The sequence below is a fragment of the Salipiger sp. ABN3_019 genome, from assembly GCF_056158605.1.
The window spans coordinates 83,224-102,386 of record NZ_JBSWTP010000003.1 but is presented as its reverse complement, the minus strand read 5'-3'; the positions used below and the strand labels follow the sequence as shown (position 1 = coordinate 102,386).

Here is a 19,163-nt window from a genome sequence, read left to right as displayed (position 1 = left end):
TGGGCGCGATACTGAAGGGGCATCACGTTCAACCAAGCGAGGCAACCATGATTGAGCTTCTCTTTGTGGCATGCTTGTCCACTGCGCCCGAAACTTGCTCCGAACGCAGTCTCGTCTACACAGATGTCACCCCCATGGCCTGCATGATGGGTGCCCAGCCCGAACTTGCGCGCTGGGTCGAGGAACACCCCAATTTCACGGTCAACCGCTGGCGCTGCCGGGTTGTCGGCGAGGGCGACATCGAAGCCTGACCCGCAGGCAGAGCCCAGAACTCGCGGGCAGAGCCCCGAGGCGCGTGAAGCGGTGTTTCCGTCAACGCAACTTTAGCAGGTATCTCGTTCGGGCCGAACCGCTCCTAAAGGCGTAATTGACGCCCCCTTTGCCGCCGCCCACCCTCCGCCTTCGAGGAGGACCACGTGCAGGGCAACCAGACCGCAGCGCGTATCACCGGCGTCTGCCATGGCGGCGCCGACAGCCCCGCGGCGTCGCGCCGGTCGGGCACGGCGATGTTGTCGCTGGCCGGGCTGCTGGTCCTTTGGATCGTCGCCGCCGCGCTGACCGATGACGCGCAGGTGCTGCCGCAGCCATGGGCGCTGCTGCAGCCCTTTGCCGAGGCGCTGCGCTCGGGCGAGCTGCCTTATCATCTCGGCAAGACGTTGATCCGCGTGGCATGGGCCTTTGTGCTGGCCATGGGGCTGGGCATATTGCTGGGGCTGGTGATGGGGCGCTTTCCGCGCGCCGACCGTTGGCTCGATCCGTGGCTGGTGGTGTTTCTCAACCTGCCCGCGCTGGTGCTGATCGTGCTGTGCTATCTCTGGATTGGCCTGACCGAGACCGCCGCCATCGTGGCGGTGACGCTCAACAAGATCCCCAATGTGGCGACAGTGATCCGCGAGGGCGCACGGGCGCTCGATCCGGGGCTGGATGCCATGGGGCGGGTCTATCGGATGCCGCTTGCGGCGCGGCTGCGCCATGTGGTGCTGCCGCAGCTTGCGCCCTTCATCACCGCCGCGGCGCGCTCGGGGGTGGCGGTGATCTGGAAGATCGTGCTGGTGGTGGAATTCCTTGGCCGCTCGGATGGGGTGGGGTTTCAGATCCACCTCTATTTCCAGCTTTTCGACGTGACCATGGTGCTGGTCTATGCGCTGTCGTTCATCGCGGTGATGCTGGCGGTGGAATGGCTGGTGCTGCAGCCCTGGGAGCGGCGCGCGCGCCGGTGGCGGGGTTAAAGCGCGCGTGCAGATATCCTCGGCGCGGACTCAAGCCGAAGGCGCCGCGCAAGCGCCGGCCCGTCCCCTCGGGCTGGCGCTTTGGCTGGGTCTGCGAGTCGTTCGGGGGCTATCCGGATTTGGCAGGGATAAAGCGCGGACCCCGCAGGTCGCAGCGCCATCCCACGGGCCGGCGCTTGCGCGGCGCGTCCCGGTGATGAGGGGGGACTCTCGGTGACCGCCCTCAACGTTTCCGACCTCGGCTACAGCTACGGGGCCAAGCGCGCGCTCGACGGGGTGAGCTTTGCGCTGCGCCCCGGCTTCACCGCGCTTCTGGGGCCGAACGGGGCGGGCAAGTCGACGCTGTTCGCGCTGCTCACCCGGCTCTTCGTCAGCCGCGAGGGGCAGATCCGTGTCGCCGGGCATGACATCGCGCGCGCACCGCGTGCGGCGCTGTCGAAGATCGGCGTGGTGTTCCAGCAGCCGACCCTCGATCTCGATATGAGCGTGGCCAGCAATATGCGCTACTTCGCGGCGCTGCATGGCATCTCGGGGCGCGAGGCGGCGGCGCGGGCCGAGGTGGCGCTGGCGCAGCTTGGCATGCAGGAGCGTGCGGCAGAGAAGGTGCGCAATCTCAACGGCGGCCACCGGAGGCGGATGGAGATCGCCCGCGCGCTGATCCACCGCCCGCAGGTGCTGTTGCTGGATGAGCCGACGGTGGGCCTCGATTTCGAGAGCCGCCGCGCGATCACCGCGCATGTGCATGCGCTGGCGCAGGGCGGGCTCACCGTGCTCTGGGCCACGCATCTGGTGGATGAGATCGAGGACGGCGACGATGTGGTGGTGCTGCACAGGGGCCGGGTGCTGGCGCATGAGCGCGCCGCCGCGCTGCGTGCCGGTCGGCCACTGGCGGATGTGTTCATCGAGATGACGGGCGCGCCCGCGGGCGGGGCGGGGGTATGAGCCGTTGGCTGACCGCGATGCTGGCGATCATCCGGCGCGAGGCTTTGCGCTTCGTGCACCAGCGCTCGCGCTTTCTGGCCGCGCTGGTGCGGCCGCTGGTGTGGCTGGTGGTCTTTGCCGCCGGGTTCCGCGCCGCGCTTGGCCTGTCGATCATCCCGCCCTACGAGACTTACATCACCTATGAGGTCTATATCGTGCCGGGGCTGTGCGGGATGATCCAGCTGTTCAACGGCATGCAAAGCTCGCTCAGCCTCGTCTACGATCAGGAGATGGGGTCGATGCGGCTGTTGCTGACCTCACCGCTGCCGCGCTGGTGGCTGCTGCTGTCGAAGCTGCTGGCCGGGGTCGCGGTGTCGATCCTGCAGGTTTATGTCTTCCTTGCCATCGCGGCGGGCTTTGGCATCACGCTGCCCGGATGGGGCTATGTGCTGGCGCTGCCGGTGCTGGTGCTTTCGGGGCTGATGCTGGGGGCACTGGGGCTGCTGATCTCGTCAACGATCAAACAGCTAGAGAATTTCGCCGGGGTGATGAACTTTGTCATCTTCCCGATGTTCTTTTTGTCGACCGCGCTCTATCCGCTGTGGAAGATGGCCGAAAGCTCGACGGTGCTGCGCGACATCTGTGCGGTGAACCCGTTTACCCATGCGGTGGAACTGATCCGCTTCGCGCTTTACCGGCAGATCAACGGCTGGGCGCTGCTGTGGGTGGCGCTGGCCTTCGCGCTGTTCTTCGGGCTGGCGCTGCTGGGCTATGATCCGGCGCATGGCATGACCCGTCGCCGCAAGGGTGGGTGACGCGCCGCGCTGGCGGCGCGCCCGGATCGCTTTGACGACGGCTTACGCGACCGCGGCGACCACGAGGAATTCCACCAGGTAGTCGGGCGTTGCCAGCTTGGCCTCGCCGCAGGCGCGGGCCGGCGGGTTTGCGGGGTCGACCCAGGCGTCCCACACGGCGTTCATCGCGGCGAAATCGGCCATGTCGGCGAGCCACACCGTGGTCGACAGGATGCGCGATTTGTCCGAGCCCACCTCGGCCAGCAGCTTCTCGACCGAGGCCAGCGCGTCGCGGCTCTGTTCGGTGACATCGGCGCCATGGCCGACCTGACCGGCCAGATGCACGGTGCCGTTGTAGACCACGGCCTGACTCATGCGGGGGCCGGGCTGGATGCGGGTGATGGTCATCGGATGTCCTTTCTTGAGCGCCCCGGCGATTGCGCTTGGGCGGGAACTGCGCGGGCGCGACATGCGTCCGGGGCCAGTTAGACCGCCGCGGGTGGCGGCGGCAAGATGGCCTCAGCTCAGCGCCGCCTGCACGCTGTAGCACAGCCATCCGATGGGGTCGCGCGGCAGCTTGGCGCCAAGACCCTCGGGGTTGCCCTCCAGCAGATTGCGCAGCTTCGCCTCGGCCATGTCGTAGTCCGCCTGATAGGGGATCGCATCGACGAACAGACCGTCGGCATCAAAGAGCATCACATAGGCCGAATGGTCCATCGTGTAGCTGCCCTCGCTGAAGTCGATCCTTTCGGCGTAGACACGGAAGGCGTCGATGGCGTTCTGCGTCTCTTCGGGGCTTCCGGTCACACCGGTGACGCCGGGCACCCAAGAGACATATTGCTCAAGCAGATCGGGGGTGTCGCGCTCGGGGTCGACCGAGACGAAGAACACCCGCAGGTCCTGCGATTGCGGCAGATCCTCTTTCCACGTGGCGATGTCGCCCATGGTGGTGGGGCAGACCTCGGGGCAATGGGTGAAGCCGAAGAACACCGCCGAGGGCGCGCCTTTCAGGCTGTCTTGGGTGAAGGCGCTGCCGTCGGTGCCGGTGAGCGCATAGTCGCCGCGCCCGAGCAGCGCGGCCTGATTGGCCTCGACCCGCGGCACGATCAGCAGGATCGCCAACGTGCCAAGCACGGCGAGACCGCAGAGCCAGAGCGCGACTTTCTGTTCCTTGAGGTTCATCTTTGCGGGCCTTTCTCTGCTGGGAGGGGCAGGGGCCTGCTGCGGTCCGCGTGCGGGGGCGCGGGCGGCGGCAAGCCGGGCGGGATCAGCCGCAGTTCATGCCGCAAAGCAAGGCGAAGCGGAACAGCTGCGGCGCGGGCATTTTGCCGCGCCCGGTCGATCGCAGGCGACTCACACCGCTGGTACACCGGGCCAAAGCGGTAAGGCGCGATAGCGCGAATGGTTGCGATCCGCTTAAACGGGAATATTGACGCGACGATACCACCGCCGGATTTTAACGTTTGATCAAAAAATGATCGACAAGGCTCAATTTCTCGCCGAACCTTCCGGCAGCGCCCCCTATGACGTCGCGACGGCTGTATGCTCCATCCCGGAGATGTCGAGATTGGCCGCAGCGGCGCGGGAGCGCGGCAGAGACCAAAAAACTTCAGGGAGACGACCATGACCCGACATACCCCGGCGCGGACGATGCGCATCGGCGCGGCACTGCTGACCGCGGCGCTGCTGTCCAGCACGGCGCTGACCGCGCAGGCGGAAACGCCGCCGAACATGCTGGTGATCGCGCAGCGCATCGACGACATCAAGACGATGGACCCGGCCGAGAGCTTCGAGTTCACCGGCGCCGACATCAGCCGCAACGTCTATGAATCGCTGGTCGACTTCGATCCGATGGACCTCGACTCGGGCTTCCAGCCGGCGCTGGCGGAAAGCTGGGAAGTTTCCGAAGACGGCACCCAGATCACCTTCACCATGGCGGACGGCCACGTCTTCGCCTCGGGCAACCCGGTGACCGCGAAGGACGCCGAGTTCTCGCTGCGCCGCGCGGTGATGCTCAACAAGACGCCCTCGTTCATCCTGACGCAGTTCGGCTTTACGCCGGACAACGTCGAGGAGACAATCGTTGCGTCCGACGAGAAGACCCTCGTGCTGAAGCTCGACAAGGCCTATGCCGTGTCCTTCGTGCTCAACTGCCTTGCGGCGACCATCGGCGGCATCGTCGACATGGAAACCGTGATGGCCAATGAGGTCGACGGCGACATGGGCAACGCATGGCTGCGCGACAACACCGCGGGCTCGGGCCCCTACAAGCTGGCGTCGTGGAAGCCCGATGAAAGCTACACGCTGGACCTGAACCCCGAGTATGCAGGCGATGCGCCCGCGATGAAGCGCGTGATCGTGCAGCACATTCAGGAAAGCGCCACGCAGCGTCTGCAGCTGGAACGCGGCGACGTGGACATTGCGCGCAACCTCTCGCCCGAGGATGTGGCGGGCCTTGAAGGCGTCGACAGCGTCAAGGTCGTCGACGAGCTGCGCGGCCGCCTGATGTATTGGTCGGCCAACCAGAAGAACGAGATCCTGTCGAACCCGCAGGTGATCGAGGCGATGAAATACGCCACCGATTACACCGGCATGCAGGACAGCTTCCTCAAGGGCCAGTACATCACGCACCAGTCCTTCCTGCCCGCGACCTTCATGGGTGCGATCGACGACACGCCCTACAGCTTCGACATCGAGAAGGCCAAAGGTCTGCTGGACGAGGCAGGCTATGGTGACGGCTTCGACATCACCATCAACGTGCGTGACGCGCAGGAGCGGATCGACATCGGTCAGTCGCTGCAGAACACCTGGGGCCAGATCGGCATCAACGTCGAGATGATTGTGGGCACCGGCGCGCAGACGCTCGACACCTACCGCGCGCGTGAGCATGACATCTACCTCGGCGCATGGGGCCCGGACTATCCCGACCCCAACACCAATGCCGGCACCTTCGCCTACAACCCCGACAACTCGGATGAGGCGGGCGCGACCGGCCTGCTGGCGTGGCGCAACGCATGGGAACTGCCGGAGATGAGCGAAGAGACCCTCGCCGCCGTCGTCGAGCAGGACAGCGCCAAGCGTGCCGCGATGTACGAAGAGCTGCAGCGCGAGCACATGGAAGTCAGCCCCTTCGGCATGATGTTCCAGCAGATCGAGCAGAACGCCATGCAGTCGGGCGTCGAGCACTTCGTGGCTGGCGGCGCGACCACCGCGGTCTCCTACTGGGTTGTGACGAAGTAATCCCGTGGCAGAGACAACGACAAACGGAGGAGGGCGCTCGGCGTCCTCCTTTCCGCCTAAATGGCTGAAGCAATCCGTCAGCCTGATCTTCACCGTGGCGATCACCCTTCTGGGCCTGCTCTTCGTCACCTTCATGATCGGCCGCGTGATGCCGATCGACCCGGTGCTCGCGGTGATCGGCGAGCGCGCAAGCCAAGCGCAATATGACCAGGTCTTCCAGGAGCTGGGTCTCGACAAGCCGCTGATCGCGCAGTTCGCCATCTATGTGGGCGACGTGCTGCAAGGCGATTTCGGCACCTCGATCCGCACCGGCAAGCCGGTGGCCGAGGATATTGCCCGCGTCTTCCCCGCGACGCTGGAACTGGCGACGATCGGCACCATCCTCGGGGTGGTTCTGGGCGTGCCGCTGGGGGTTCTGGCGGCGGTCTACCGCGGCAGCTGGATCGACCAGCTTTCGCGCCTGATCGGCCTTGTGGGCTATTCGATGCCGATTTTCTGGCTCGGACTCATGGGGCTTTTGATTTTCTACGGCATCCTTGGATGGGTGGCCGGGCCCGGGCGGCTTGGCGTGTTCTACGAGGGGCTGGTGCCAACGCGCACGGGGCTGTTGCTGGTCGACGCGCTGATCGCGGGCGACTGGGACGTGTTCAAGGACGCGCTCTCGCACATCATCCTGCCGGCCTGTCTGCTGGGCTATTTCAGCCTTGCCTACATCAGCCGCATGACCCGGAGCTTCATGCTTGAACAGCTGAACTCGGAATATGTCATCACCGCGCGGGTGAAGGGGCTGAGCGAATGGAACGTGGTCTGGCGCCATGCCTTCCGCAACATCGCCATCCAGCTCATCACGGTGATCGCGCTGGCCTATGCCAACCTGCTCGAAGGCTCGGTGCTGACCGAGATCATCTTCGCATGGCCCGGCATCGGCAGCTATATCACCACCTCGCTTCTGGCCAATGACATGGCCTCGGTCCTTGGGGGCACCGTCGTGATCGGCACGATCTTCGTCTGCCTCAACATCTTCTCGGACCTTCTCTACCGCTTCTTCGATCCGAGGGCCAAATGACCTCGCACACCAAAACCGACGCAAAGCCGGGCCTGAAGGCCTGGCTGCTCAGCGACACGCCGCAGTCCCGCGGGCAGGCGCGCGCCGCCGCCTGGTATCAGGGCTGGCTGAAGCTGACCTCCAACAAGCTGACCACGCTTGGCCTGATCGTGCTGGCCATCCTCGTGCTGGCGGCGATCTTCGCGCCGCTGCTGGCGACCAATGATCCCTTCGTTCAGGACCTCGGTGCGCGGCTCAAGCCGCCGGGCTGGGACGGGCATATCTTTGGCACCGACAGCCTTGGCCGCGACATCTATTCGCGGCTGCTCTATGGCGCGCGGATCTCGATCTACATCGTGCTGCTGGTGGCGCTGGTGGCGCCGCTGCTGGGGCTGATCATCGGCACCTGCGCGGGCTATTTCGGCGGCTGGGTCGATACCGTGCTGATGCGCATCACCGACATCTTCCTCGCCTTCCCGCGGCTCATCCTTGCGCTGGCCTTCGTGGCGGCGCTGGGGGCGGGGATCGAAAACGCGGTGCTGGCGATCTCGCTGACCGCATGGCCGCCCTACGCCCGTATCGCACGGGCCGAGACGCTGACCATCCGCAATGCCGACTATATCCACGCCATCCGCCTGCAGGGCGCCGGGCCGCTGCGCATCATCACGCGCCACGTCTGGCCGCTGTGCATCTCGAGCCTCGTCATTCGGGTGACGCTCGACATGGCGGGGATCATCCTCACCGCCGCAGGCCTCGGCTTCCTCGGCCTTGGTGCACAGCCGCCGAGCCCGGAGTGGGGCGCGATGATCTCGGAGGGACGCAAGTACATCCTCGACTACTGGTGGGTGGCCACCATCCCCGGCCTTGCGATCTTTGCCATCTCGCTCGCCTTCAACCTGATCGGCGACGGTCTGCGCGACGTGCTTGACCCGAAGGAGGCCGGCAAATGAGCAATCTTCTGGATATCGAGAACCTCTCGGTGCGCTTTCCCACGCGCTCCGGGACCTTCGAAGCGGTGCGGGGGATTTCCCTCTCGCTCGGCAAGGAACGTCTGGGGATCGTCGGCAAGTCCGGCTCCGGCAAGTCGATGACCGGCCGGGCCATCCTCGGGCTCATCCGCAAGCCGGGTGAGGTGACGGCGGATCGCATGGAGATGCAGGGCGAAAGCCTGCTCGATGCCTCGCCGAAGCGGATGCGGGCGATCCGGGGCAAGCATATCTCGATGATCATGCAGGACCCGAAATACTCGCTGAATCCGGTGATGACCGTCGGCGACCAGATCGTCGAGGCGCTGCGCACCCATGAAAAGGTGGGCAAGGCCGAGGCGCGCAAACGCGCGCTGGAGATGCTCGACGCCGTGGCGATCCGCGAGCCCGAGCGGGTGATGAAGCTTTACCCGCATGAGGTCTCGGGCGGCATGGGCCAGCGCATCATGATCGCCATGATGTTGATCCCCAACCCCGAGATCCTCATCGCCGACGAGCCCACTTCGGCGCTCGACGTGTCGGTGCAGCTGCAGGTGCTGGAGATCATGGACAAGCTGGTGCGCGAGCGCGGCATGGGTCTGATCTTCATCAGCCACGATCTCAATCTGGTGGCGGGCTTCTGCGACCGGGTGGCGGTGATGTATTCCGGGCGGATCGTCGAGGTCTGCGAGGCGGGCAAGCTGCATGAGGCGAAACACCCCTACACGCTGGGACTTCTGAACTCGGTCCCCGATCTCGAACGCCCGCGTCCGCGGCTGGAGGCGCTTGAGCGCGATCCGGTCTGGCGCGAGGCCCCGTCTGTGAGTGCGATGCTATGAGCCAGCCGGAAATTCAGATCGAAGGGCTGGAGGTTTTCTTCGGCGAAGGTCACGAGCGCAATCGCGTGGTGCATGGGATCGACCTGAACGTGGCGCAGGGCGAAAGCTACGGGCTTGTCGGCAAGTCCGGCTCGGGCAAGTCGACGGTGCTGCGCGCGCTGGTCGGGCTGGTCACCGACTGGCATGGCGCCATGGCTGTGGGCGGCGAGACGCTGGCGGGAGCCAAACGCTCGCGCAGCTTCTATCGCCGCGTGCAGATGGTGTTTCAGGACCCCTATGCCTCGCTGCATCCGCGCCAGACCATCGACCGGGTGCTGAGCGAGACGCTGGCGCTGCACGGCATCAAGGACGGGGTGGATGCGCGCATCGACCGGCTCTTGGAACAGGTGGGTCTGGGCGGCGGCTTCCGCTTCCGTTACCCGCACCAGCTGTCGGGCGGGCAGCGGCAGCGCGTCGCCATCGCGCGGGCCTTGGCGCCCGAGCCCAAGGTGCTGCTGCTGGATGAGCCGACCTCGGCGCTCGACGTGTCGGTGCAGGCCGAGATCCTCAACCTGCTGTCGGACCTGCGTGCCGAGTTCGGACTGACCTATCTCATGGTCAGCCACGATCTTGGGGTCATCGGCCATATGTGCGACCGCGTGGCGGTCATGCAGAAGGGCGAGATCGTCGAGACGCTGGAAGTGGAGGAGATGCGCAACCTGCGGGCCGAGCATCCCTATACCCGCCACCTGCTCGACAGCGCGCTGCGCTCGTCCGGGCATGAAGGGATGGCCGAAGCGAGCTGATCGCCGCCAGACCGACAGAAGCGCCGCCCCGCTGATTGCCGGGCGGCGCTTTTTCGTTTGCGGAGGCGCGTCTGCCTCAGCCCGGCTGGGTGAGAATGATCGCGCCGCGCGTCGTGGCCACAATGGTGTGTTCGTATTGCACGACCGGGGCGCAGGGTTCGGCGTAGAGCGTCCAGCCATCCTCGCCGTCGCTGGCCCAGAGCCCGCCGGTGGAGAGGAAGGGCTCGACGGTCAGCACCAGCCCCTTGTCGATCCGGCGCCGGTCGCTGCGGGTCGGCCAGGTTGCGATCTCTTCGGGGTATTCGTGCAGCGAGCGCCCGACACCGTGGCTGGCGAGGTTGCGGATCAGCGTGTAGCCGCGCTCATCGGCGAACTTGCCAATGGCGTTGCCGATCCCGGCCAGTGGCTTGCCCTCGGCGACCTGACCGATGCCGATCTGCATGGCGCGCTTGCCATCGCGGCACAGCTTGTCGAGCAGCGGATGCGCGGGCCCGACGCGGTAGCTGGCACCAGTGTCGGCAAAGAACCCATCTTTCGAAGCAGAGACGTCGATGTTCACCAGATCGCCCTGCGCGATGATCCGCTCGCCGGGGATGCCATGGGCGATCTCTTCGTTCACGCTGATGCAGGTGGCGCCGGGGAAATCATAGGCCGACTGCGGCGCGGATTCGGCGCCGTGCCGTTCGAGGAAGGCGCGGCCGATCTCATCGAGCTCGCGCGTGGTCATGCCCGGCTCCATGGCTTTTGCCATGGCGCGCAGCGTGTTGGCGACGATCCGGCCGATATCTTTCAGCCCGTCGAGCTCATCTTCTTGGGTGATCGTCATGCGGGGCGCTCCCGTTTTGCGTGAGCGCGCACCATATAGCTGCCCACGGGGAATGTCAGCGCGTGAAATGAAACAGGGGCCAGCCCCCGCGCAATGGCAGAGACCGGCCCCCAATGGTCCGGCGCGAGGGAGGGCCGCGCCGGGGGAGGATGGCTGGATCAGCGGCCGTTCTTCTGGCGCCATGCTTCGAAGAGGGGTCCGTATTTCTCTTCGTTGACGCGCGGGTAGAGGCCGATGATCGGCTCGCCGGCCTTGACCTGCTCGACGACGAAATCCTCGTAGGCGGTCATTTCCTTGGCCTCGGCGGCAACCTCTTCGGCCATATGCGCCGGGATCACGATGACGCAGTCGGCGTCGCCAACGATGATGTCACCGGGGAAAACCGGCGCGTCGCCGCAGCCGATCGGCTCGTTGATCGCGATGGCCTCATTGTTGGTGAGGTTGGTCGGGCTCGACGGGCGGGTGTGATAGGCCGGGATGTCGAGCTCGGCGATCACCGCCGCGTCGCGGAAGCCGCCATCGGTCACCACGCCAGCACCGCCGCGCATCATCAGGCGGGTGATCAGAATGTCACCCGAAGACGCGGCATTGGCCTGCTTGCGGCTGTCCATCACCAGAACGCTGCCTTCCGGGCAGGTCTCGATCGCCACGCGCTGCGGGTGCTCGGGGTTGCGGAACTCGGTGAGCTGGTTGCGGTCTTCACGGGCGGGCATGTAGCGCAGGGTGAAGGCGGGGCCGACCATGTTCTTGCCCTTCCAGCCGACCGGGTGCACGCCCTGGATCACCTGGTTGCGCAGGCCGCGCTTGAAGAGCGCGGTGGCCAGCGTCGCGACGGACACATCCATCAGAATGTCACGGGTTTCGGGATTCATCGAGTTCTCCTCCAGTAAATCGGGGGCCCGGTCCGCACGGGGCAAGAAGACGGACCGGGCAAAGTTTCGCGTCAGGCAAGGTCCTCGGGCAGCACGGCGCCGGGAATGTTCTGGTAGCAGACCGGCCGCAGGAAGCGGCGGATCGACAGCGTGCCGACCGAGGTCGCGCCGAAGTTGGTCGAGGCGGGGTAGGGGCCGCCGTGGACCATTGCTTCGCAGACCTCGACGCCGGTGGGGAAGCCGTTGGCCAGCACGCGGCCCGCCTTACGCTCCAGCACCGGCAGCAGCGCGCGGGCGGCATCTGCATCGCCGTCGTCCATATGCAGCGTCGCGGTGAGCTGGCCTTCGAAGCCCTTGGCGAGCGTGACCATCTCGTCGACGTCCGAGACCCGGACAACAAGGCCGAGCGGGCCGAAGACTTCTTCTCCCAGCGCGTGATCCTGCAGGTAGTTCGCGGCGTCGGTCTCATAGAGGTTCGGCGAGGCCGACCGCGGGCCGCTCTCGGTGGTGAGCAGCGGACGCACCGCGTTCCGACCATCGAAGCGGTCCTTGCCGGAGCGATAGGCGCCCGCGATGCCCTCGGTGAGCATGACCTGCGGCGCGGCCTTTTCCAGCGCGGCGCGCGCGGCCTCGACAAAGGCATCGCCTTCGGCGCCGGTGCCGACCACGGCGATGCCGGGGTTGGTGCAGAACTGGCCCGCGCCCATGGTCAGCGAGCCGGCCCAGCCGGTGCCGATCTCGGCGCCGCGCGCCTTGGTGGCCTCGGGCAGCACGAACATCGGGTTCACCGAGCCCAGCTCGCCGAAGAAGGGGATCGGAACCTCACGCTGCGCGCAGAGGTCGAACAGCGCACGGCCCCCACCGAGCGAGCCGGTGAAGCCCACGGCGTTGATCAGCGGGTGCTGCACCAGCGCCTGACCGACCTGACGGTTGCCGCCTTGGATCAGCGAGAAGACACCCTTGGGCATGCCGCAGCTTTCGATCGCGGCGGCAACGGCTTCGGCGACGATCTCGCCGGTGCCGGGGTGGGCGGAGTGGCCCTTGACCACGACCGGGCAGCCGGCGGCCAGCGCGGCGGCGGTGTCACCGCCCGCGGTGGAGAAGGCGAGCGGGAAGTTCGATGCGCCGAAAACGGCGACCGGGCCGATCGGGCGCTGCACCATGCGCAGTTCGGGGCGCGGCAGCGGCTGGCGGTCGGGCAGGGCGGCATCGACGCGCACGTCGAGGTAGTCGCCCTTGCGGATGTGCTCGGCGAAGAGACGCAGCTGGCCGGTGGTGCGGCCACGCTCGCCCTGCAGGCGCGCTTCGGGCAGGCCGGTTTCCTGACTGCCGATTTCGGTGATCGCCTCGCCGCGCGCTTCGATCTCGTCGGCGATGGCCTCGAGGAACTTCGCGCGGGTCTCGCGGCTGGTGTAGCCATAGGTCCAGAAGGCGTCTTCGGCGGCCTTGCAGGCCTGATCGACCAGCTCGGGCGTGCCGACAGAGAAGGCATGTACCGGGCCGGTGGCGGGTTCGGAGGAGAATTGCGCCTCGGTGGCGATCCACTCACCTGCGATCAGGTGCTTGCCATGCGGGGTGAAGATCGGGGTCGTGCCGTCCATGGGGAAAGGTCCTTTCGGGGGCAGAGGGAAACTTGGGGGAGGGGCGCCGGTGCGGCGCCCCAACAGGCGGATCAGATCAGGCCGTTGGTCTTGAGGAAGACCTGCAGCTTGTCCTGCTGCGCCGGGGTCAGCGGCCATGCCGAGGGCGGGCGGGTCGCGCCGCAGTCAAAGCCGGTGGCCTGCAGCGCAGCCTTCACGCCGGTGACATTGGTGCCGTTGAGCTCTTCGGCGCGGATGTCCTCAAAGGCCTGCATCTCGCCGATCAGGCGGTTGGCCTCGACATAATCCGACGCCTCGAGCGCGGCGTGGATCGCCAGCGAACGCTCCGGCCAGACGTTGATCAGCCCCGAAGTGAAGCCGCGCGCGCCCACCGCATAGAAGGTCGGTGCCCAGACCTCGGCAAGACCGCCGACCCAGGTGATCGAGGGATCGCAGGCAGCCTTGGCGGCGGCGAGCTTCTGCGGGTTCGGGGTGGCCCATTTCACGCCCTTCACACCCGGCACGGCGCAGAGATCGGCGATGGCGCCGGTCCCGATCGCGTCGTTGCGCAGGTAGAGCATCATCGGCAGACCGCCCGAGGCGTCGGCGATGGCCTTGACGTAATCCACCGTGCCGCGCGGCGCCACGAAGGGATCGGGCGGCTGGTGGATCATCAACGCGGTGGCGCCTGCCTCGGCGCTGGCTTTGGCCAATGCGCAGGCGTCGCGGATGCCGCGGCCGATGCCCGCCAGCACCGGGGCGCGGCCGTCCACCATGGCGCAGACCTCGCGGGCCATGGTGCAGGCTTCGTCGGTGGTCAGCGCGTAGAACTCGCCGGTGTTGCCATTGACCACGGGCATGTGCAGCCCGGCGCCAAGCGCGCGGTCGATGATCGGCGAAAGCTTGGCCGGGGCAATCTCGCCCGCCTCGTCATAGGGGGTGACGAGGATGCCGGAAATGCCGGCGAGGGCGGTATCGAGATCGAGCATATGTGTCTCCTCAGAAAATGTCGGGCTCGCCCGCGGTGCGGCCGAAATCGCGTTCGAGGTAATCAAAGTCGCAGCCTTTGTCGGCCTGCGTCACATGGCGCGAGAACATGTAGCCCCAGCCCCGTTCGAAGCGCGGCTCCGGCGGCGTCCATGCGGCCTTGCGGCGGGCGATCTCTTCTTCGTCCACCATCATGTCGAGGCTGCGGTTGGGCAGGTCGAGCCGCACGATGTCGCCGGTTTTCAGCAGCGCCAGCGGGCCGCCGACAAAGCTTTCGGGTGCGACGTGCAGCACGCAGGCGCCGTAAGAGGTGCCGGACATGCGCGCGTCAGAGATGCGCAGCATATCGCGGTGGCCCTGTTTGATCAGCGCCTTGGGGATCGGCAGCATGCCCCACTCGGGGAAGCCCGGACCGCCCTGCGGACCGGCATTGCGCAGCACCAGCACGTGATCGGGGGTAACGTCGAGGTTTTCGTCGTCGATCGCCGCCTTCATCTCGGGGTAGCTGTCGAAGACCAGCGCCGGACCTTCGTGCACGTGGTACTTGGGATCGCAGGCCGCCGGTTTGATCACCGCGCCATCGGGGCAGAGGTTGCCGCGCAGCAGCGCCAGCGAGCCCTCGTGGTAGACCGGGTTCGACAGCGGACGGATCACGTCGTCGTTGAACACCTGCGCGCTTTCGATCTCTTCACCCAAGGTGCGCCCGGTGACGGTGACGCAGGAGGTGTCGAGCATCTCTTCCATCTGCTTCATCAGCGCCCGCAGACCGCCCGCATAGAAGAAGTCTTCCATCAGGTAGTCCTTGCCCGAGGGGCGGACGTTGGCGATCAGCGGGGTGACCCGGCCAAGCGCGTCGAGATGGTCCAGCGTCAGATCGACCCCGGCGCGGCGCGCCATGGCGATCAGGTGGACCACGGCGTTGGTCGAGCAGCCGGTGGCCATGGCGACCTTGGCGGCGTTCTGCACCGAGGCGGGGGTGATGATCTGATCGGCGGTCATGTCCTCCCAGACCATATCGACCACGCGGCGTCCGCAGTCGGCGCCCATGCGCTGGTGGCCCGAATCGGACGCGGGGATCGACGAGGCGCCGGGCAGCGTAAGGCCCATGGCGTCGGTGATCGCGGTCATCGTCGAGGCGGTGCCCATGGTCATGCAGGTGCCCGCCGAGCGCGCGATGCCGCCCTGAAGACCAAGCCATTCCTCATCGGTGATATTGCCCGCGCGGCGCTCGTCCCAGTATTTCCAAGCGTCCGAGCCGCTGCCGAGGATCTTGCCCGCGTAGTTGCCGCGCAGCATCGGGCCAGCGGGCAGGTAGATGAACGGAACGCCCGCCGAGATGGCGCCCATCACGAGGCCCGGCGTGGTCTTGTCGCAGCCGCCCATCAGCACCACGCCGTCGAGCGGGTGGGCGCGGATCTGCTCTTCGGTCTCCATCGCCAGCATGTTGCGGTAGAGCATGGAGGTCGGCTTGTTGAAGCTCTCGTCCACCGACAGCGCGGGCATTTCGACCGGCAGGCCGCCCGCCTGCAGCACGCCGCGCTTCACGTCTTTGACGCGCTCGGGGAAGTGGCTGTGGCAGGAGTTGAGTTCCGACCATGTGTTCAGGATGCCGATGATCGGCTTATCGCGGAATTCCTCTTCGGAATATCCAAGCTGCATCATCCGCGAACGGTGTCCGAAGCTGCGAAGATCGTCAGGGGCGAACCAGCGCGCGCTGCGCAGTTGCTCCGGGGTCTTGCGTGGCTTTTGCGACATGATTCTCCTCCGTCTCATCGCGGTCACTTGGCGACGATGTATGCGCATACATAAAGAGACGTCAAGCAATTCACGGTGATTTAACTGTGAAATTAACTTTTAGCAGAAATCCTTGACAGACGGCCTGCGAATGTGGTCTTGAGCTATGTATGCGCTTTCATAGCGTATGGCCACGACATCCGGGTGCGAGACAGGAGACCGCCCGGTCAGTAGAAGCCGGCCGCTCAGCGGCCCATCGGGAGGAAACGATGAAATTTACCCGCAGAACCCTTCTTGCCGCCGTTTCGGCTGCGGCCATGGTTGCAGCTCCGCTCGCCGCAGAGGCGCAGAACCTGCCGCGCAACATGCGCATGGTGATCGGCTCGAAATCCACGGGCGGTGACACCTACCAGAACTCGGCCATCGTTGCCGAGGCGCTGTCCGAAAAGCTGGGCATCAACATCAAGGTCGACGCCGTCGGCGCGTCCGAGGCATTCAAGGCGCTCGGCCGTGACAAGCGTGGCACCACGATCATGATCTTCCATGACCAGAGCTACCTCGGCAATCTCTATGGCGTCAGCGGCTACGATGATCCCTTCGCGAACTACGCGGTCGGCCCGACCGTGGCGATCAACCCCGGCAACGCCTACCTCGTGCCCGCCGACAGCCCCTATCAGTCGATGGAAGACATCCTTGCGGCGGCAGAGGCTGGCACCCGCGTGCGCGTCGCCATCCAGCCGGGCGGTGTGTCGGAGATCGGCTTCTCGGCGATGAAAAACGCCGCCAAGCTGCGCGCTCCGGGCTCGGAAGAGAACATCGTCGCGGTGAACACCGGCTCGCAGTCGGACAAGAACCAAGCGATGTGGGACGATCTGGCGGATGTGATCAACGGTTCGATCCAGGCCAACGAGCAATTCACCCAGCTCGATCCGTCGGACGAGAAGGCGATGCGCTTCGTGTGGATCACCGCGCGCCCTGAAACGCTCGAGCAGGCCCCCGAGGCCGGCATGGGCGGCACCACCCGCGACGACATGCTGAGCTTCGCCAGCCCCGAGACCTCGGTGCCGGTGAGCGACAGCGCGGACTTCACCTTCGACAAGGAATTCTTCTTCCTGTTCAACAAGGACATGGACCCCGAAGTGATCGACGCCATCGACGGTGCGCTGGCCGAGATCTTCGAGGAGGGGAAAATTCAGGAGCGTCAGAAGGAAGCCTTCTTCATCCCGAACTACCTTTCGACCGAAGATGCCCAAGCGCATCTGAACGAGAAGCGCGACACCTATAAGAAGGTGATCGAGGACATCTCGTCCGGGTCCTGATAGCCAGATGACATTCGGTTCGGCCGGGCGGCGCTCGGCCGGACCCACTGACAGAAGCTACCCATAGGGAGGACCCAATGGGCGACCTTACCCGTGTGACCATCGACTTTCAGACGTCACACCTGATTTTCCCCACCATCATCGCGATCGTCCTTGGCCTGCTTGGCCTTGCCATCGTCATCCGCGACCGGGCACGCATCGCCGCGGCGGGCAGCTATTGGCGCGCCTCGTGGTCGGCGATGGACAAGCCGCGCTTCCTCGGCGCGCTGGCGCTGACGCTGCTTTACTTCTCGCTGATGGTTCCGGTGGGTGACATTTGGCCGAACACCGGCCTCGGCTTCCTGCTGTGCTCGATCCCCTATGTGCTGGCGACCGGCATCCTGTTCATGCACGAGCGGGGGTTCCGTCAAATCCTGCCGCTGCTGATCGTCGCGCTGGTCGGGCCGACCTTCGTGTGGTGGCTGTTCACCTATCCCCTCTTCCTGACTTTGCCCTGAGGTCCGACCCATGTTCGAGATCCTTACCCCGCTTTTCGTCTCGCTGATCGTCGGTGGCACGCTGATCGGCATCATCTTCGGGGCGATCCCCGGCATGACCGCCACCATGGCCGTTGCCGTTTGTCTGCCGCTCACCTACTCGCTGGGCCTCGAGAACGGTCTGGCGCTGCTGCTCGGCCTCTATGTCGGCGGCATTTCGGGCGGCCTCGTGCCCGCCATTCTGCTGGGCATTCCCGGCACGCCAAGCTCTATCACCACAACCTTCGACGGCTATCCAATGGCCCAGAAGGGCGAGGGCGAGAAGGCGCTGCGCATCGGCATCGTCGCCTCGCTGGTCGGTGGCCTCGTCTCGCTGCTGGTGCTCGACCTCTTCGCGCCGACGCTGGCCGATTTCGCCATCAAGTTCTCCTACGTCGAGAAGTTCCTGATCATCTTCTTCGCGCTCACCGTCATGGCGGCGCTGTCCTCGGACATGCTGCTGGGTATCTTCTCGGGCATTCTGGGGATCTTCATCAGCCTCATCGGCACCTATGACATCTCGCGCGGGGGCAATGGCGAGCTGCGCCTCGTGCCACCGGGCACTGAATATTGGCTGGAAAGCGGCTTCTCGCTGCTGCCCGTGCTGATCGGCCTCTTCGGTCTTGCGGCCATCCTCGAGCAGGCCGAGATCGGCGTGCCCAAGGGCCATTCGACCAAAGACATCAACGTCGGCAAGCACTCGCGCTTCTCCTTCGGGATCTTCAAGGGCCAGAGCATCAACCTCGTGCGCTCGTCGCTGATCGGCACCTTCATCGGCATCCTGCCCGGCGTTGGCGGCTCGGCGGCGTCGATCATCAGCTACACCAACGCCAAGACCTTCTCGAAGCGCCCCGAGAACTTCGGCAAGGGCGAGCCGGCGGGGATCATGGCGTCTGAGGCGGGCAACAACGGCCTGACCGGCGGCGCGCTGGTGCCCCTGCTCTCGCTGGGCATTCCGGGCAACTCGACAACCGCGCTGCTCATTGGGGCGTTCACCCTGCAGGGCATTCAGGTCGGTCCGCTGTTCATCGGCAACAACCCGGGCACCTGGGACGCGATGATCATCGCCATGCTGATCGCCAATATCGCCATGTTCGCCATGATGTATTTCGCCATCCGCTACTTCGCGCTGGTGGTGACGATCCCCAAGCACATCCTCTTCCCCGTCATCCTGATGATGTGCGTGATCGGTGCCTATACGATCAACTACGGCATCATGTTCGACGTCTGGACGCTGCTGATCTTCGGGGTGCTGGGCTGGCTCTTCACCAAGCTGCGGCTCGAGGTGGCGCCCTTCATCATCGGCTTCATCCTTGGCCCGTCCGCCGAGATCTACTTCATCAAGAGTCTCGAGAGCTTTGGTGACGCGACGATCTTCTTCACCAAGAGCTGGATTGCCGTGGTTCTGTGGATCCTCATCGCAGGATCGGTTGCAGGCGCCGCGCTGATGGCGAAAAAGAAGAAAGAGATCACGGACGAGGCAGTCTGAGGCTTGCGCCCGGACCGCCGCTG

General features: G+C 65.6%; 18 protein-coding genes. 11 read left to right on the top strand and 7 right to left on the bottom strand.

Annotated elements, in window-relative coordinates; translation table 11 throughout:
* The first annotated feature begins 506 nt into the window (after window positions 1-506).
* The 3 genes from ACXAD2_RS03030 (at window position 507) to ACXAD2_RS03020 (ending at window position 2,965) form a co-directional block, all read left to right on the top strand.
* Window positions 507-1,229, top strand: coding sequence for an ABC transporter permease (locus ACXAD2_RS03030; protein WP_066111970.1), 723 nt, complete (start codon window positions 507-509; stop codon window positions 1,227-1,229).
* Window positions 1,230-1,442: 213 nt separating this feature from the next.
* A complete protein-coding gene (locus ACXAD2_RS03025) occupies window positions 1,443-2,171 on the top strand; it encodes an ABC transporter ATP-binding protein (RefSeq protein WP_475166719.1) in 729 nt (242 codons plus the stop codon).
* Window positions 2,168-2,965 carry an ABC transporter permease gene (locus tag ACXAD2_RS03020; protein ID WP_475166714.1) on the top strand — a complete coding sequence of 266 codons (798 nt, stop codon included), beginning with the start codon at window positions 2,168-2,170 and terminating at the stop codon, window positions 2,963-2,965. The genes ACXAD2_RS03025 and ACXAD2_RS03020 overlap by 4 nt, the downstream gene beginning before the upstream one ends.
* A gap of 42 nt (window positions 2,966-3,007) precedes the next feature.
* Here ACXAD2_RS03020 and ACXAD2_RS03015 read toward each other — a convergent pair whose 3' ends face one another.
* Both ACXAD2_RS03015 and ACXAD2_RS03010 read right to left on the bottom strand, forming a co-directional pair.
* Window positions 3,008-3,352 carry a RidA family protein gene (locus ACXAD2_RS03015; RefSeq protein ID WP_224905329.1) on the bottom strand — a complete coding sequence of 115 codons (345 nt, stop codon included), beginning with the start codon at window positions 3,350-3,352 and terminating at the stop codon, window positions 3,008-3,010.
* A gap of 111 nt (window positions 3,353-3,463) precedes the next feature.
* Window positions 3,464-4,126, bottom strand: coding sequence for an SCO family protein (locus tag ACXAD2_RS03010; RefSeq protein WP_475166711.1), 663 nt, complete (start codon window positions 4,124-4,126; stop codon window positions 3,464-3,466).
* Between the two features lie 468 nt (window positions 4,127-4,594).
* Here ACXAD2_RS03010 and ACXAD2_RS03005 point away from each other — a divergent pair, with 468 nt between their 5' ends.
* The 5 genes from ACXAD2_RS03005 (at window position 4,595) to ACXAD2_RS02985 (ending at window position 9,818) form a co-directional block, all read left to right on the top strand.
* Window positions 4,595-6,184 carry an ABC transporter substrate-binding protein gene (locus ACXAD2_RS03005; protein ID WP_475167120.1) on the top strand — a complete coding sequence of 530 codons (1,590 nt, stop codon included), beginning with the start codon at window positions 4,595-4,597 and terminating at the stop codon, window positions 6,182-6,184.
* A 64-nt stretch (window positions 6,185-6,248) separates the two neighbouring features.
* The gene (locus tag ACXAD2_RS03000; RefSeq protein ID WP_066111968.1) at window positions 6,249-7,250 is read left to right on the top strand and encodes an ABC transporter permease; all 1,002 of its coding nucleotides are present in this window, start codon (window positions 6,249-6,251) and stop codon (window positions 7,248-7,250) included.
* Complete coding sequence (locus ACXAD2_RS02995; protein ID WP_066111694.1) at window positions 7,247-8,179, top strand: ABC transporter permease; 933 nt, start codon at window positions 7,247-7,249, stop codon at window positions 8,177-8,179. Before ACXAD2_RS03000 ends, ACXAD2_RS02995 begins: the two co-directional genes overlap by 4 nt.
* Complete coding sequence (locus ACXAD2_RS02990; protein WP_475166707.1) at window positions 8,176-9,033, top strand: ABC transporter ATP-binding protein; 858 nt, start codon at window positions 8,176-8,178, stop codon at window positions 9,031-9,033. The genes ACXAD2_RS02995 and ACXAD2_RS02990 overlap by 4 nt, the downstream gene beginning before the upstream one ends.
* Window positions 9,030-9,818, top strand: a complete 789-nt coding sequence (locus ACXAD2_RS02985) for an ABC transporter ATP-binding protein (RefSeq protein WP_475166706.1) — start codon at window positions 9,030-9,032, stop codon at window positions 9,816-9,818. Before ACXAD2_RS02990 ends, ACXAD2_RS02985 begins: the two co-directional genes overlap by 4 nt.
* A 76-nt stretch (window positions 9,819-9,894) precedes the next feature.
* Here ACXAD2_RS02985 and map read toward each other — a convergent pair whose 3' ends face one another.
* The 5 genes from map to araD all read right to left on the bottom strand — a co-directional run bounded on the left by map (window position 9,895) and on the right by araD (window position 15,838).
* Entirely contained in the window at window positions 9,895-10,644 is a 750-nt protein-coding gene (map, locus tag ACXAD2_RS02980; protein WP_475166704.1) for a type I methionyl aminopeptidase, read from the bottom strand.
* A gap of 158 nt (window positions 10,645-10,802) precedes the next feature.
* A complete protein-coding gene (locus ACXAD2_RS02975) occupies window positions 10,803-11,516 on the bottom strand; it encodes a ribonuclease activity regulator RraA (RefSeq protein WP_475166701.1) in 714 nt (237 codons plus the stop codon).
* A gap of 71 nt (window positions 11,517-11,587) precedes the next feature.
* Window positions 11,588-13,117 (bottom strand): aldehyde dehydrogenase (NADP(+)), encoded by a 1,530-nt coding sequence (locus tag ACXAD2_RS02970; protein WP_475166698.1) that lies wholly within the window; start codon window positions 13,115-13,117, stop codon window positions 11,588-11,590.
* Window positions 13,118-13,188: 71 nt separating this feature from the next.
* The gene (locus ACXAD2_RS02965) at window positions 13,189-14,085 is read right to left on the bottom strand and encodes a dihydrodipicolinate synthase family protein (protein WP_475166696.1); all 897 of its coding nucleotides are present in this window, start codon (window positions 14,083-14,085) and stop codon (window positions 13,189-13,191) included.
* Window positions 14,086-14,095: 10 nt separating this feature from the next.
* Window positions 14,096-15,838 (bottom strand): L-arabinonate dehydratase, encoded by a 1,743-nt coding sequence (gene araD, locus ACXAD2_RS02960; protein ID WP_475166694.1) that lies wholly within the window; start codon window positions 15,836-15,838, stop codon window positions 14,096-14,098.
* A 248-nt stretch (window positions 15,839-16,086) separates the two neighbouring features.
* Between araD and ACXAD2_RS02955 the strand changes: the two genes are divergently transcribed.
* The 3 genes from ACXAD2_RS02955 to ACXAD2_RS02945 all read left to right on the top strand — a co-directional run bounded on the left by ACXAD2_RS02955 (window position 16,087) and on the right by ACXAD2_RS02945 (window position 19,140).
* The gene (locus ACXAD2_RS02955; RefSeq protein WP_224905311.1) at window positions 16,087-17,136 is read left to right on the top strand and encodes a type 2 periplasmic-binding domain-containing protein; all 1,050 of its coding nucleotides are present in this window, start codon (window positions 16,087-16,089) and stop codon (window positions 17,134-17,136) included.
* A gap of 77 nt (window positions 17,137-17,213) precedes the next feature.
* The gene (locus tag ACXAD2_RS02950; RefSeq protein ID WP_066111675.1) at window positions 17,214-17,633 is read left to right on the top strand and encodes a tripartite tricarboxylate transporter TctB family protein; all 420 of its coding nucleotides are present in this window, start codon (window positions 17,214-17,216) and stop codon (window positions 17,631-17,633) included.
* Between the two features lie 10 nt (window positions 17,634-17,643).
* Window positions 17,644-19,140, top strand: coding sequence for a tripartite tricarboxylate transporter permease (locus ACXAD2_RS02945; RefSeq protein ID WP_475166690.1), 1,497 nt, complete (start codon window positions 17,644-17,646; stop codon window positions 19,138-19,140).
* Window positions 19,141-19,163: the final 23 nt, after the last annotated feature.